Origin of the sequence: Vallitalea okinawensis (assembly GCF_002964605.1) — a bacterium.
In the GTDB taxonomy this organism is placed as follows: domain Bacteria; phylum Bacillota; class Clostridia; order Lachnospirales; family PQDH01; genus Vallitalea_A; species Vallitalea_A okinawensis.
Window position 1 is genome coordinate 1 of record NZ_PQDH01000026.1, and the last position, 14,706, is coordinate 14,706.

Sequence of the window (14,706 nt, forward strand, 5' to 3'; positions counted from 1 at the left end):
GATCAAACTCTCATATTTAAATATAAGGTTTAAACCTGCCAGAAGTTCTGGCTTGTTTATATCCGTGTTAGAACTAAATTCTAACGAAATCAAAGTTTATTTCTTGGGTATGTGTTACACTGTTCAGTTATCAAAGTTCTTAAGTAACAGCGAAATCTATTCTATCAAATCTCTTTTGATTTGTCAAGACGTTTTTTGATTTCTTTTGGCGGAGAAGGAGGGATTTGAACCCTCGCGCCGCTATTAACGACCTACTCCCTTTCCAGGGGAGCCCCTTCAGCCACTTGGGTACTTCTCCATATCCCACGTTACTTACATTTTCAAAATCAAAAACACCCAAAAGGTGTTTTAATGGCGGAGAAGGTGGGATTCGAACCCACGGCCCCTTTCGGAGTCACTGGTTTTCAAGACCAGCTCCTTAAACCACTCGGACACCTCTCCACAAATTTTAAATTGCTAATATAAGATACCATATCTTTATTATCTTGTCAAGCTATATATCCACTATCTTAATGTCAGTAAGTAAGTGATTGTATAACCTAAAACTTGTAGTTATATCAAACTTAGTTTTAAGATAAAATGTTATCTTTTTTTCGGACAAAAAGTATAATATCATACTTAGATATTGGTGTCAAGAAGTAAATTCAAGATTGATGTTCTATTATTTTTTCACCAAAAGCTATGTCTTCAATCGTTGTTATTTTTATGTTATTATAGCTTCCATTGATCATTTTTATGGGTATTTTTAAATACCTTTCAACTAGAACTGTATCATCTGTTCCTAGATAACCTTCTTCTAATGCTTTTTGATGGGCACTTTTAATTAGGTCTATTCTAAAACATTGTGGCGTTTGTACCGCCCAAAGTTTACTTCTTTGTGGTGTATTAATAATCGTACCATCTTCCCCTACATATTTAATAGTATCCTTAACAGGGACCCCTACTGCGCATGCGCCAAACTTCTTTGTTTGTTGTATAGCATTATCGATTACTTCTGTTGTTATAAAAGGGCGAACCCCATCATGTATAAGTACTATTCCTTCATCAACAAAGGATAATCCCTCGAAAACAGAACTTTGTCTTTCTGTTCCTCCCACTATAATGTGTTTCACTTTAGTTAACCCATAGGCATCAACTACTTCTTTCGTGCAATAGTCAATTTCATCTGAAGAAGTAACAAGTATTATTTCATCTATGGCATCGTGTTGCTGAAATTTTTCTATGGTCCAAACAAGTATAGGTTTACCTTTAAGGTTTATGAACTGCTTTTTCTTATCGCTGTTCATTCTTCTACCTTGCCCAGCAGCTGGTATTATTACTGTACATTTCATACCTCTCATCTCCTTATCAACTCTATACTCTTCCAATTACTATTCTACTATAGTATCCCCTCGTATACTTGTCAATATTTCAATTGCTACTAATTATAATATATTCCCATTAGACATCAGCTGAGGAGATTTGATTAGAAGAATCTAGTTGCAGCAGCAACAACAAAAGGCGACCAATGGTCGCCTTAATTAGTATTATTTCATTTTAGTAAAAATCATACGCCCAGCAGCTGTTTGTAATACACTTGTCACTAAAACATCAATGGTTTGTCCGATCGCTTTGCGTCCACCTTCAACAACAATCATCGTTCCATCGTTTAAGTATCCTATACCTTGTTCATGTTCTTTACCATCTTTAATAACTGTAACAGACATATCTTCTCCTGGTAACACTATAGGCTTAACAGCATTTGATAATTCATTAATATTTAGAACAACAACACCTTTAAAATCAGCTACTTTATTGAGATTAAAGTCATTGGTAACAATAGTGGCATTCATCTCTTCAGCTAACTTCAGAATCTTACTATCCACTTCAGCTATGTTCTTATAGTCTTTTTCAATTATTTCAACGGGTACTTTTAATTGCTTCTGAATCTCATTCAATATGTCAAGTCCACGCCGACCTCTATTACGCTTAAGTGAATCTGATGAATCAGCAACATGTCTTAGTTCGGCTAATACAAATTGTGGTATAATGATTTTACCTTCAATAAAATCTGTACGTAAGATGTCCAATATTCTTCCATCAATAATAACACTGGTATCAAGAATCTTAGGTTTTGCAGTGCTAGACTGTTCACATTCTTCAAACAATTTAATTTCTACATTCTTTCTCATGGCGATTTTGTATCCACCATAGCCTAGAACAATATTAATCAGCAGAACGACTAATGCTCCGACTATGCCAAACTTGAATAATGGAATACAAACTAGATTAGCTATAATAAGACCCAAAATTATACCTACTGTACTAACGACCATTTCTTGAAATGACATTTGATCAAATTTATCTTCAAATGTATTCAGTTGATTGAGAATAAGTTTTACCAGAAATGGTGAAATTAATAAATAAGAGATAATAGCTAATAATAAAAAAATAGAAACGTACATTAATGTTGGTGAAGACGAATTAAAATTTTCTATAAGCTGAAAGTTCTCTAAAAAAGCATGTCCTTTTATGTACTGATCATAGGACAAAACCCCAAATATTGTGAGTATAAATGTAATAATAAGCTTTAGAAACCTTTTCATCTCTACACCTCCTCCCATAATTATAGGCAATATATTACTATTTTAAACGATTTTGACTAAAAATTGAAGTGCTTTTTTAAATTTTCTCTATCTTTTATTTATGCTTTCTGATATTATATTAGTATAATACCGAAAATTGGAATTATCTCTCTACTATATACTATTTCACAAGATATAATTAGGTGATTAAACTTGCTCTTTTTGCAAGTCTTTATTTTATATGTAAGAAGATTTAATAGGAGGTTTCTTTTATGTTAAGTGAAAAATTAATAAATGAACTGAATGAACAAATAAAATTTGAAATGTATTCTTCAAATTTATACTTATCCATGGCAGCCTATTGCTTTTCAAATGACTTAGATGGTTTTGGTAATTTCTTTGTTGTTCAGGCTGAAGAAGAAAAATTCCACGCCATGAAATTCTTTAACTTCATCAATGATATGGATGGAGATATTAAGATGATGGCTATCGAAGATCCAACTAGAGAATATTCTTCTATTCTTGACGTATTTAATGTAGCTCTTCAACACGAGCGTGGTGTAACTGCTCGTATTTATCATTTAATGGACCTATCTATGGAAGAACGTGAGCATGCCACTATCAGCTTCCTAAAATGGTTCATTGATGAACAAGTTGAAGAAGAATCTACATTTAAAACATTAGTAACTAAAATTAAGCGTGCAGCTAACGATGATAACCTTCTTTATACATTAGACAGTGAGTTAGCTACTCGAACATTTACACCACCAGCACAATAACTATAGTATTGAAGGGAGCTTTTAAGGCTCCCTTTTTTATTATCTTCTATAAACCTAATGTAGTTTCAATTATTGCACGCATGTCTTCTTCTCTTAACATCCCTGGTTGATAACCAATTACATTGCCCTCACGGTCAATCATCCACGTTGTTGGTAAGCCGGTTGCATAATATTGCTGTGCCACCTTACCATCAGTATCATACAATACTGTGAAACCAAAATCATTTTCTTCAATAAAGGATTCAACAGTCCCTTTATCTTCTGCCACGTTAACTGCTAAAATAATAAAATCATCACGTGTTAATTCATATTCTTCGTACATTTTCTGCATATCCGGCATCTCTTCAACACAATACCCACACCAAGTAGCCCAAAAATTAATGAATACAACTTTTCCTTCCTGATCAGATAGTTTAACTGTATTCCCATCTAAATCCTGCAGTTCAAAATCTACTGCTTTAATAGGTTCTTTCTCTGCCTCTCCAACTTCTTCACTGTTATCTTCTGCGCTATCTTCCTTAACTTCTTCAGTCTTCTCTTCTTGATTAGCCTCTTCTTCTATTACTTCTTTTTCTGTATCTTCGTTTTCAACAGTCTCTTTTTCTTCTATTTGATTTAATAACTTATCTTCTTCGCTTAAGCTATTACAGCCTACCAGACTAATACCCATAACTACTACTAAAACCAATAAAATTTTCTTCATTGTTACTACCTCCTTATGTTAGGTTCTAAAGTTATAAAAGCCTTTGGTTCATAAATTAACGTTTCATTAACACGTTTACTTTCCATTAAACTGATTTTACTAACATCTAAGTCTATTTTATGCTTACCTAAACTCCTTAATTCTTCTTCTTTAATCTTAATTCTTCTTCCTAATGTAATATGGGCTTTAAAGGGTCTTGTTTCAACTTTAAATCCTCTTGTTTTAAGACTCTTCTTTAAATCCTCGACTAGTATCTTTAATTTCGTGTGTTTCTCTAAACCAAGCCAAACAAGATGTTCATCACCTCTTTTGAATGATCCTATACCAGTTGTTTTTAAAGTAAATACATGCCTTTGACATCTTAATTCACTCAACACCTCCTGAAGAAGAATTAATTCATCTTCACCTACTTCTCCAATAAATTCTAGGGTTATATGAAAATTAGGTCGTAGCGTATAGTTTCCTCCTTTTGCTACTCCTTTGACTTCTTTTTGAATCTTACTAAGTTGTTCTTTCATATGCTCTTCCAGTTCAATAGCAAAAAAGACTCTCATCTTAACACATCCTTACATTTGAGATGATTGCAACTTAATGAAACTGATTACCGTTCTTATATTATTTTATTCCTATATAGTGATATTCACATCAAAAAAAAGGTAGCAAGCGCTACCTCTTAATTATATCAATAAACACTTATAGTGTCAAAAGCATATAGAGATTCTTTATATGAAATATTACTTTCTTCCTATATCATTACGATAATGCATGTGTTCAAAATAAATTTCTTTAACAGCATTATAAGACTTATTAATAGCTGCATCAAGATTAGCACCAATAGCTGTAACACCAAGAACTCGACCACCATTTGTGACAACTTGCCCTCCATCACTTGTTGTACCAGCATGAAATACAATGACTTCCTTATTATTATGAAATTTATTTAATCCAGAAATTTTGTATCCTTTTTCATAATTAACTGGATAGCCTCCCGATGCACAAACGATGCAAACTGCGGCATCATCATACCACTCTACATTCACTTTCATTAATTCACCATCAATACATGCTTGAATAATGTCCACTAGCGGTGTTTTTAATCTTGGTAGTACCACTTGAGCTTCTGGATCACCAAAGCGAGCATTATATTCTAGTAATTTAGGTCCATCCTTGGTTAACATTAATCCGAAAAATAATATTCCTTTAAAGGGTCTACCTTCTTCTTTCATCCCTCTAATAGTAGGTAAAAAAATCTTATTCATACATTGTTCAGCTATATCTTTCGAGTAATAACGAGAAGGTGAAAACGTCCCCATCCCTCCAGTATTTAAGCCTTTATCACCATCATAAGCTCTTTTATGATCTTGAGCACTAACCATGGGCACCAATGTATTCCCATCACAGAAAGCTAAAACAGATACCTCATGACCCACCATGAATTCTTCAATAACAACACGACTTCCAGCTGTACCAAATTTCTTTTCAATCATGATGCTTTTTAAAGCCTCTTCAGCTTCTTGATAAGTATTACAAATTAGTACTCCTTTCCCTAGTGCCAATCCGTCTGCTTTAACAACTATAGGGTAGTTAATATCACCAAGATATGCAATTGCCTCATCATACTGTTGAAAAACTTTATACGCAGCCGTTGGAATATTATATTTCTGCATAAAATCTTTCGCAAAAACTTTACTTCCTTCTATTAATGCAGCCGCTTTATGAGGACCAAAAATAGGGCAGTTTTCTTCTTCAAAACGATCTACAATACCTAACATAAGTGGGTCATCCATACCAACAATGGTCATATCGATTTTTTTAGATTTCACAAATTCTAAAAGTGCTTCTATATCTGTAGCAGGGATTGGCACATTCTCTGCTAACCCATCAGTTCCAGCATTACCAGGTGCGCAGTAAATTTTATGTACTTTTGAACTTTGAGCTATTTTCCATACAATGGCATGCTCTCTTCCGCCGCCTCCAACAATGAGTACTTTCAATATATTTCACTCCTCTCTGGGACTAATCAACTATAACTTGATTATCTTCTACTCTTATTTTATTATTTGCTATTTTCTCTACTACTTTAGGTAGTATCACCCATTCAGCCTCTGTCATAACACGTTCTTGAATGCTTTTAGGTGTATCAGAGTTTCTGACTTCAACAGCCTTTTGCATAATAATGGGTCCAGTATCTGTACCTTCATCAACAAAATGAACTGTAGCACCTGTTAATTTAACACCCTTTTTTAATGCTGCCTCATGAACTTTTAAACCGTAATACCCATCACCACAGAATGCAGGAATTAAAGATGGATGTATATTGATAATTTTATTCTTGTATGCGGAAACAAAAGGATCTCCAATGACTACAAGATAACCTGCCATCACAACAAGATTAACCTTATACTGATTAAAGTGATTCATCAGGGCTTCATTAAATGCATAGGATTCACTAAAATCTCTAGGCGATATAACCTGAGTGGGTATGCTCTTAACTTCTGCTCTTGCCAACGCATAGGCATTTTTTCGATTACTAACCACAGTCACAATTTCAGCTTTAACTTGATGAAGCTCCATATAATCCATCAATGCTTGTAAATTAGTCCCTCCACCAGAAACTAAAACACCTATTCTTAACATAAGATGATCCCCTCATCCCCAGTGACTACTTCACCAATGATTACAGCTTCGTCATCTATTGTTTTTAATACTTCTATAGCCTTCTCAGCATCCTCTTTGTTAATGATTATTGCCATTCCAATCCCCATATTAAAAGTATTGTACATAGCCTCTTCTGATACGTCTCCTTTTTTTTGGAGGAAATTAAAGATTTCTGGAATCTGCCAACTCCCCTTCTGTATTTTGGCAGTAAAACCTTTTTGCATCATTCGTGGAATGTTCTCATAGAAGCCACCACCCGTTATGTGACTAATAGCTTTTATATCTACATCCTTCTTAAGGGTTTCACAAGCCTTAACATATATCTTTGTAGGCGTTATCAGCTCATCGCCTAATGTCTTCGTTAGAGGTTCATAATTTCTATCTAATTGTAATTCATTAACATCTATTATTTTACGAACTAGTGAATAACCATTACTGTGAATACCTGATGAAGACAAACCGATAATAAGATCTCCATCTTTCATATTCCTTCCATCGATGAGCTTAGCCTTGTCAACAATACCTACTGCAAACCCTGCTAAATCATACTCGTTCTCCGGATAGAATCCTGGCATTTCTGCGGTCTCTCCGCCTATGAGAGCTGACCCTGCTTGAACACAACCATCAGCAATCCCTTTCACGATATCTGCTATTTTTTCAGGATGATTTTTCCCACAAGCAATATAATCTAGGAAGAAGAGGGGTTCTGCTCCACAGCATATAATGTCATTGACACACATAGCTACAGCGTCTATTCCAATAGTGTCGTGTTGGTCTAGTTCAAAGGCTAATTTTAACTTTGTTCCCACGCCATCAGTTCCGGATACCAGGATTGGATCTTCCATATGTTTAAAGTTACCTAATGAAAATAAACCGCTAAATCCCCCTAGACCTGTTACTACTTCTTCTCTCATTGTTCGTCCAACATGTTTCTTCATCAATTCAACTGCTTTATAACCTGCTTCTACATCAACGCCTGCCTGTTTATAATCTAAAGCCATTATTTGTCCTCCTCTAGATCAACCAATTGTATAGGATATTCACCATCAAAACAAGCCGTACAAAATCCACAATTTGCTCCTTTGATAGGCTTATCTAGAATTCCTTCTTTGCTAATGAACCCTAGACTATCAGCACCGATTAACTCACATATCTCTTCTATGGTATGGCTACTAGCTATTAAGTTTTTACGTTCTGGGGTATCAATACCAAAGTAGCAAGGGTATTTTACTGGTGGAGAACTAATTCTCAAGTGTACTTCTGTAGCACCAGCTTTTTTCAAAAGTTGAACGATTTTACCTGATGTGGTTCCTCTAACGATAGAATCATCTATCATTACCACTCTTTTACCATTAACACTACTCCTTAGAGGATTTAATTTAAGATGAACTCCTTGTTCACGCATCTCTTGACTAGGTTGAATAAATGTTCTTCCCACATAACGATTCTTGATAAACCCTTCACCATAAGGAATTCCTGATTCAAAAGCAAAGCCTCTAGCTGCTGCTAATCCGGAGTCAGGGACACCAATTACAATATCAGCTTCAACAGGATATTCTTTAGCTAAAACACGACCAGCCATGAATCTTGAACTGTAAATTTCTTTCCCATCCATAACACTATCGGGTCTTGCAAAATAGATATATTCAAAGAGACAAAGAGAGGATTGACACTTCTTTTGAGTATGAATGCTCTTAAGTCCTTTCTCATCGATTACAATGATTTCACCAGGTTCTACATCCCTAACTAACTCTGCACCAATCGCATCAAATGCTGTTGATTCTGAGGCTACGACATAAGAATTTTCTTTCTTACCAATACAAAGAGGGCGCATTCCTAACGGATCCCTGGCAGCAATTAATTTATGAGGTGTCATAACAAGTAAAGCATAAGCTCCTTTTATAATGCCCATTACTTCTTGAAGCGCTTGCTCTAAACCATCGTATTTAATCCTCTTACGTGCTAGTAGGGCAGCAATGACCTCTGAATCTGTTGTAGTCTGGAAAAGAGTCCCTTGTTCCTCAAGTTCTTTTCTAATAGTGATAGCATTAGTTAAGTTACCGTTATGAGCTAATGCCATATGCCCCTTTGTATATTTTAAGACTAAAGGCTGCGCATTTTCTCTTAAACTATCACCAGCTGTTGAATAACGAACATGGGCAACAGCAACACTTCCTTTAAGATGGTTTAATACAATTGGATCAAAAATTTCAGATACCATCCCCATCTCTTTATGATAGATAATCGTTCCATGATCGTTAACAGCTATTCCTGCACTCTCTTGTCCACGGTGCTGTAGTGCATATAAGCCATAGTAAGCTAACTCTGCTGTATTAAAATCATCATTATTATAAACACCAAATACACCACATTCTTCTTTTAATTTATCATCCATAAAAGGGATCATGCTAATTCCTCCTGATATTTTAGCAGTCTACCATATACTTCTTCATAGGCTTCTTCTACTTGACCAAGATCTCTTCTAAAGCGATCTTTATCCAATTTCATTCGGGTATGTTTATCCCAAAAACGACATGTATCAGGTGATATCTCGTCAGCTAGAATAACGTTACCATTCTTTAATTTTCCAAACTCAATTTTAAAATCAATCAATTCGATATCTATTCGATTAAAAACCTGTTGAAGATTATCATTAATTTTAAATGCTAAGTATTCAATAAGCTCTAATTCCTCAATAGTCGCAATGTTCATGGCTTGTATATGATAACGATTGACCATAGGATCGCCTAATTCATCATCTTTATAGCAGTATTCAATGACTGGCATTGAGAGTCGAACACCTTCCGCTAAACCTAATCGCTTACTTAAGCTGCCTGCTGCCACATTTCTAACAATCACTTCTAAGGGTATAATCTCACACTCTTTAACTACTGTTTCACGGTCATTAAGTTCCTCAACATAATGGGTTTCAATATCACTTTTAGCTAAAATCTTCATGAGGAAATTACTCATCTTATTATTGATAGCCCCTTTGTTCCTAATACTACCTTTCTTAACACCGTTAAAAGCTGTTGCATCATCTTTATAGGAAACAATTAAATAACCTTCTTCATTGGTTTTAAATACTTTTTTTGCTTTACCTTCATATAACAAATCGGATTTCTTCAATGTGATTCCTCCTACATCTTATTTAGATAGTCTTCATAACCTATATCTTCTAATCGCTTTGCTTTCTTTTCAACCATATCTTTTAAGCTATTCTTATAACTTTCTACTTTATTAAGAATATCTGGATCACTTGCCCCAATGATTTGTGCTGCTAGAATGCCAGCATTCTTCGATCCATTAATAGCTACTGTTGCAACAGGTACTCCTGGTGGCATTTGAACGATAGAATATAAGGAATCTAGTCCACTCATACTGCGACTTTTTACTGGAACACCTATAACAGGTAGTGGTGTCAATGAAGCAATCATTCCGGGTAAATGTGCGGCACCACCAGCTCCTGCAATAATAACTTTCAAACCTCTATCATGAGCCGCTTTACCATACTGAAATAGCTTTTCTGGAGTTCGATGAGCTGATACAACAGTTAACTCATATGCAATACCTAATTGCTCTAATATTTCTGCACTTTCCTTCATTACGGGTAAATCAGAATCACTTCCCATAATTATTCCAACTTGTGGACTCATGTTCTACCTCCAAATATTCGTAATTGTTTTTTCGCCTGTCTAGCTTTACGTCTTGCTTCTTCCTTGGTGTTTCCTAAGGCTGTAATATGACCCATCTTACGACCAGCCTTCACTTCTTCCTTACCATAAATATGGACATTAACTTTAGGCATCCTAAGTACTTGATCTAGTCCCTCATAACAGGCTTCGCCTTCTTCTTCACCTATTAAATTAACCATGACTGTTGGTTCTATTAAAGAAACGTCCCCTAGTGGCAATCCTAGTACTGCCCTTACAAGTTGTTCAAATTGACTGGTATAACAGCCTTCTATGGAAAAATGACCTGAATTATGTGGTCTTGGTGCAATTTCATTGATAAGGATTTGATTACCCTTCGTTAGAAACATCTCTATGCAAAAAATACCAATACCATCAAAAGCTTTTATGACAGCCTTAGCTATCTTTGAAGCTTCTTTTTCAATCGCCTCGGAGATGCCGGCCGGTACGATAGTTTCGTGAAGAATATTGTCTTGATGATAATTCTCACAAATTGGGAAAACAGTACTTTCATCATTTCGACTTCTACAAACTATAACGGATATTTCTTTCTCAAATGCAACAAACTCTTCAGCGTATAACTGAATTTGACCACTACCTAATTGCTTGTAAGCTTCTAACACATGGTCTTCATCTTTAATCAATGCATTTCCTTTACCGTCATAACCTCCGGTACAAGCTTTTAACATAAGTGGGTAGCCCACTTTTTTGGCTACTTCATATATTGAATTAATATTATCTATGGAATAGAACTGGGATATAGGAAATCCCTTTTTGGATAAAAAACTCTTTTGGACATACTTATCCTGAATGGTTTTTAAAATAGAAGGTGCTGGATAAATAGGATAGCCTTTTTGCTCCAATAGCATAAGTTGGTCAACGGCTATATGTTCGAATTCATATGTAACAACATCACAAGTTTCAACTAAGACCTTGACGGCCTCTTCGTCGTCAAAGGATTTAACAATATGTTCATCAGCTATGCTGTGGGCAGGACAATTCATAACAGGATCCAATATGGTTACCTTTATACCTAGTTTCTTAGCATCAAGAATCATCATTTTACCTAATTGTCCACCACCAATTATACCTAATCTCTGTTTCGTCAAACAAGGTTTCACGGCTCACACCTCGAACATTCATATTTTTTAAGAATTATTTGAAGCTTTTATACAATAAGTTAAATAATACACTAATTCTATATCTAAACCTATAGAATGTCAATATTAAATTCGAACATTTTTTACAAAACTCAAAATATATTTCGGGTTTCTTTTTTTATTTATGCTCTCTTCTAGGTTGTCACTAATTCGCTAGGTAATTAATATACAGTATAAAATGGCTGCCAACACGTTAAAACTGGAATAGGAAAGTACGGTACCTTGTGAGCAAATCGCGAACTTTTCTATACCATAAAATACCACTTAAAAATATCGTCTCTTATACCGATATAATCTATGATGTAAAAAAATTATTTCATAGAATCATTCTGTAATTAAAGATAATCCTATAATCCAGGGAGTTGAATACATGACTAATAAAAAAGACTATTTCAAAGGGTTAGGTACTGGCATTATTGTTACTTCAGCATTATTTTTTATCTTTGTATACTTCACATGGCCTTCCACCCCTTCTACTGTAGATGAATCTAATATGACCCAAATTGTAGAAGAAACTACTGAAGCTGATAAGGACGGTACATCTATTGCAAAAAATACAGAGACAGATACCGCTGATAAAGCGGCAGAAACAGCTAAAGATGATGTTGAAAGAGATATTGAAAGGCAAAATACTATGGAAAATGACACTAAAAAAGGCGAAAAAGAGATAACAAGTGATGTTGTTGAAGAAAATCATTCTGTAGAAAAAGATGTTGATGAAAGTGACTCTGGTAAGGAAGATAAACCTGTTGATGAATTAGCCAACGATGTTAAAATCATCAATGTTGTCATTCCATCTGGGTATACATCCAACGGTGTTGGAATCATTCTCTATGAGCATGGAATCATTGAAGATTATAAAGCCTTTAACGAACATAGCATACTTGTCAAAAAGGATTACAGTATCCGCTCTGGTACTTATCAACTAGCAAAAGGTGCTAGCTTTGATGAAATTCTAGCAGTCATCGCACCTTAATCATCTAGAAAATTTAAGCCCATGAACTGAAAGATCATTACTTTCATTTCATGGGCTTACTTTATTTACTGAATGATATAATCAAAAATTTCTAAAGTATTATCCATTCTTTTTGAATTAACTAAAATACCGATATACACTTCTTGTGAAGCAGGTAACAGACTTCTTAAGTTTTCACTATCATTTACCATAATTAATGAGGCTTGGTTTTCCACTTCTGTTGCATAAGGCATACCGTTTTCATCGTATTCTTCATCAATGATAACATCAACCTCAACTAATTGATCACTATAAGTTTCAACAAAACTTTGTCCCATTAGTTCATCTAAATCAGCAAAATATCCTCTTTCAGCATACCTCTTCATGTTCTCTTCATCACCAATTAGAATATCTATTTCATTGGCTGCTGTCATGGCCATTAACTTTTGAGTAGCCGCCATGAAAGATGGATCTGATGGTCCGCTACCGAAAAACATAGGCAGCACCATAATCTCTTCTTCTTCTGTAACCATTTGTGGTAATGCTTCTCTTAACTCTAATTCATAAGCTGTGGTTGCTTCTTGGTCCACATAAGCCCCAGCTACAACAATTTGAGCAGATGGTGTGGCTGGAGGATTAAAGATATATAAATTAAGTAGACTAAAGAGGATTAACCCCCCAATAATCGTACCTATGATATGCCATTTATAATATTCTCCAATATGTTGTATCTTACTTCGTGTATCCATATCATTAAATTTTTCTTTTTCCATATCTTTTTCATATTTAAGCAAATATATCACCCCTATATAGTATGTAAAACTTGTGATGCATAAAATCTATCTTATTCTTTCTCATATAAATTACACCATTTCTTCAATTTTTTCAATACATAGAATGTTAACAATCTATGAATATTGTCAAAATCATACCTTAATCGCTAACTAGTTTTAGTATATAGGAATACCATATCCTTTTGCATTAGTAAACAAATGGAATTAACATATCCCTAATATTGGCTGAATAGAATGCATGTAATTTATGGATATTATAGAATATAAGCAATTTTACTAATATCAGATATTTAATGAGTCTTATCTCAATAGAAGTTGGCTTATTGTTAATACCTGGCATGAGGAGCGATTATAATGAAAACGATTATTGCACATTTTAACTCAATAGACATGGCTGATTTAGCGGCTAAAGAATTGAAAGAAAAAGGATTAATTACCCGTAATATTGATATTGATTACGAAAACGAGGAAGCTCATGGGGAAACTCCCGGAGTAGATGACTATGATTTTTTTATCCTCCCCCTATTTGCTATGAACTATTCTAATACAGCAATTCTTCCATTTTTCCCAGGAATATTCCCACTTTTCGGTGGTGGCTTATTAGGTAATGAGTATAATCAAAATGATAATAATAATGATAATGAAGAGGTCGTCTTCTGTGCCAAAGGCAGTGATGACAAGATTCAGCTTATTGAATCTATTCTCCATTCTCATTCTGCTTATAATATACAGATTTTATAACTCTTCTAACATGATTCACCCTCCTAGGGCATATATATTGAATAGATTATCTATTTCTAGGGGGGATTTTTTGAGTTATACAACAATGGGTCAACCTCAAGGCGTGTCTGTCTATTATACCAATAAAATACGCGAGTCCATGGTTTCTGAGATCGTTGCTATCAATAAATACGTAAAACATATCTTGACTAGCGGCAATTTTAAAGATATTCAAGAAGTACTTGAAACAATTCTCGAAGACGAAATAAGACACTATAACATGTATTTTGATTTGCTTAGAAAATATGATTCTGCGCAGATGAAGGCTTACGAAGCTGTTAAACAAGATTATACTATGGACCGATTACTTAATCGGCGCCAATATAACTTTGATAACACTGAAGTTGTTCTTGAATTAAACAAGTTACGCTTGGACTCAAAGGGCGAATTGGAAGCTGTAATCTTATATGAATATAACATGAATGCTGTAAAACCTCTGGATATTAAACATGCCTACCTGACCATAATCAATGATGAAAAAAGACATTTAGAAGATTTGACTTATTTGATTAATAAATATGGTGTCGTGTAAAAAGAACAGGCTTATTAGTCTGTTCTTTTTTGGAATATTTTCTTATTATCCTGTATATATTGTCTTGTCATGAAAATTAGCGTATAATA

Annotated in this window: 16 protein-coding genes and 2 tRNA genes; 4 read left to right on the forward strand and 14 right to left on the reverse strand. The window is 34.5% G+C overall.

The annotated features are described in order from the left end of the window. Nucleotides 1-206: 206 nt before the first annotated feature. The 4 genes from C1Y58_RS24925 to C1Y58_RS24940 form a co-directional block, all read right to left on the reverse strand. Nucleotides 207-298 (reverse strand) — tRNA-Ser (locus tag C1Y58_RS24925). Between the two features lie 54 nt (nucleotides 299-352). Then, nucleotides 353-441 (reverse strand) — tRNA-Ser (locus C1Y58_RS24930). A gap of 203 nt (nucleotides 442-644) precedes the next feature. Beyond that, nucleotides 645-1,331, reverse strand: coding sequence for a 2-C-methyl-D-erythritol 4-phosphate cytidylyltransferase (ispD, locus tag C1Y58_RS24935; RefSeq protein ID WP_105619880.1), 687 nt, complete (start codon nucleotides 1,329-1,331; stop codon nucleotides 645-647). Between the two features lie 195 nt (nucleotides 1,332-1,526). Then, complete coding sequence (locus C1Y58_RS24940) at nucleotides 1,527-2,585, reverse strand: PIN/TRAM domain-containing protein (protein ID WP_105619881.1); 1,059 nt, start codon at nucleotides 2,583-2,585, stop codon at nucleotides 1,527-1,529. Nucleotides 2,586-2,836: 251 nt separating this feature from the next. Here C1Y58_RS24940 and C1Y58_RS24945 point away from each other — a divergent pair, with 251 nt between their 5' ends. Then, on the forward strand, nucleotides 2,837-3,343 hold the full coding sequence (locus tag C1Y58_RS24945; protein WP_105619882.1) for a ferritin: 507 nt from the start codon (nucleotides 2,837-2,839) through the stop codon (nucleotides 3,341-3,343). A gap of 46 nt (nucleotides 3,344-3,389) precedes the next feature. On the opposite strand, the gene C1Y58_RS24950 is transcribed toward C1Y58_RS24945, so the two are convergent. The 9 genes from C1Y58_RS24950 to C1Y58_RS24990 form a co-directional block, all read right to left on the reverse strand. Next, nucleotides 3,390-4,046 (reverse strand): TlpA family protein disulfide reductase, encoded by a 657-nt coding sequence (locus C1Y58_RS24950; RefSeq protein WP_105619883.1) that lies wholly within the window; start codon nucleotides 4,044-4,046, stop codon nucleotides 3,390-3,392. A gap of 5 nt (nucleotides 4,047-4,051) precedes the next feature. After that, nucleotides 4,052-4,600, reverse strand: a complete 549-nt coding sequence (thpR, locus tag C1Y58_RS24955; protein WP_105619884.1) for an RNA 2',3'-cyclic phosphodiesterase — start codon at nucleotides 4,598-4,600, stop codon at nucleotides 4,052-4,054. Nucleotides 4,601-4,780: 180 nt separating this feature from the next. Beyond that, nucleotides 4,781-6,040, reverse strand: coding sequence for a phosphoribosylamine--glycine ligase (gene purD / locus C1Y58_RS24960; protein ID WP_105619885.1), 1,260 nt, complete (start codon nucleotides 6,038-6,040; stop codon nucleotides 4,781-4,783). Nucleotides 6,041-6,062: 22 nt separating this feature from the next. Further along, nucleotides 6,063-6,683: a phosphoribosylglycinamide formyltransferase gene (gene purN / locus C1Y58_RS24965; RefSeq protein WP_105619886.1), complete on the reverse strand. Its 621-nt coding sequence runs from the start codon at nucleotides 6,681-6,683 to the stop codon at nucleotides 6,063-6,065. Then, nucleotides 6,677-7,705 carry a phosphoribosylformylglycinamidine cyclo-ligase gene (purM, locus tag C1Y58_RS24970; protein WP_105619887.1) on the reverse strand — a complete coding sequence of 343 codons (1,029 nt, stop codon included), beginning with the start codon at nucleotides 7,703-7,705 and terminating at the stop codon, nucleotides 6,677-6,679. Before purM ends, purN begins: the two co-directional genes overlap by 7 nt. Next, nucleotides 7,705-9,111 (reverse strand): amidophosphoribosyltransferase, encoded by a 1,407-nt coding sequence (gene purF / locus C1Y58_RS24975; RefSeq protein WP_105619888.1) that lies wholly within the window; start codon nucleotides 9,109-9,111, stop codon nucleotides 7,705-7,707. The genes purM and purF overlap by 1 nt, the downstream gene beginning before the upstream one ends. After that, on the reverse strand, nucleotides 9,108-9,833 hold the full coding sequence (purC, locus tag C1Y58_RS24980) for a phosphoribosylaminoimidazolesuccinocarboxamide synthase (RefSeq protein WP_105619889.1): 726 nt from the start codon (nucleotides 9,831-9,833) through the stop codon (nucleotides 9,108-9,110). Before purC ends, purF begins: the two co-directional genes overlap by 4 nt. Before the next feature lie 11 nt (nucleotides 9,834-9,844). After that, nucleotides 9,845-10,360, reverse strand: coding sequence for a 5-(carboxyamino)imidazole ribonucleotide mutase (gene purE, locus C1Y58_RS24985; RefSeq protein ID WP_105619890.1), 516 nt, complete (start codon nucleotides 10,358-10,360; stop codon nucleotides 9,845-9,847). Next, nucleotides 10,357-11,517 carry a 5-(carboxyamino)imidazole ribonucleotide synthase gene (locus C1Y58_RS24990; RefSeq protein WP_242985472.1) on the reverse strand — a complete coding sequence of 387 codons (1,161 nt, stop codon included), beginning with the start codon at nucleotides 11,515-11,517 and terminating at the stop codon, nucleotides 10,357-10,359. Before C1Y58_RS24990 ends, purE begins: the two co-directional genes overlap by 4 nt. Before the next feature lie 409 nt (nucleotides 11,518-11,926). Here C1Y58_RS24990 and C1Y58_RS24995 point away from each other — a divergent pair, with 409 nt between their 5' ends. Beyond that, nucleotides 11,927-12,532 (forward strand): hypothetical protein, encoded by a 606-nt coding sequence (locus C1Y58_RS24995; RefSeq protein ID WP_105619891.1) that lies wholly within the window; start codon nucleotides 11,927-11,929, stop codon nucleotides 12,530-12,532. Nucleotides 12,533-12,597: 65 nt separating this feature from the next. Here the strand turns inward: C1Y58_RS24995 and C1Y58_RS25000 are convergent, their stop codons facing one another. Then, the gene (locus C1Y58_RS25000; protein ID WP_105619892.1) at nucleotides 12,598-13,305 is read right to left on the reverse strand and encodes a hypothetical protein; all 708 of its coding nucleotides are present in this window, start codon (nucleotides 13,303-13,305) and stop codon (nucleotides 12,598-12,600) included. 354 nt (nucleotides 13,306-13,659) lie between these two features. On the opposite strand from C1Y58_RS25000, the gene C1Y58_RS25005 reads away from it, so the two are divergent. Further along, nucleotides 13,660-14,046: a hypothetical protein gene (locus C1Y58_RS25005; protein ID WP_105619893.1), complete on the forward strand. Its 387-nt coding sequence runs from the start codon at nucleotides 13,660-13,662 to the stop codon at nucleotides 14,044-14,046. Nucleotides 14,047-14,116: 70 nt separating this feature from the next. Then, the gene (locus C1Y58_RS25010; protein WP_105619894.1) at nucleotides 14,117-14,617 is read left to right on the forward strand and encodes a rubrerythrin; all 501 of its coding nucleotides are present in this window, start codon (nucleotides 14,117-14,119) and stop codon (nucleotides 14,615-14,617) included. The last annotated feature ends 89 nt before the right edge of the window (nucleotides 14,618-14,706 follow it).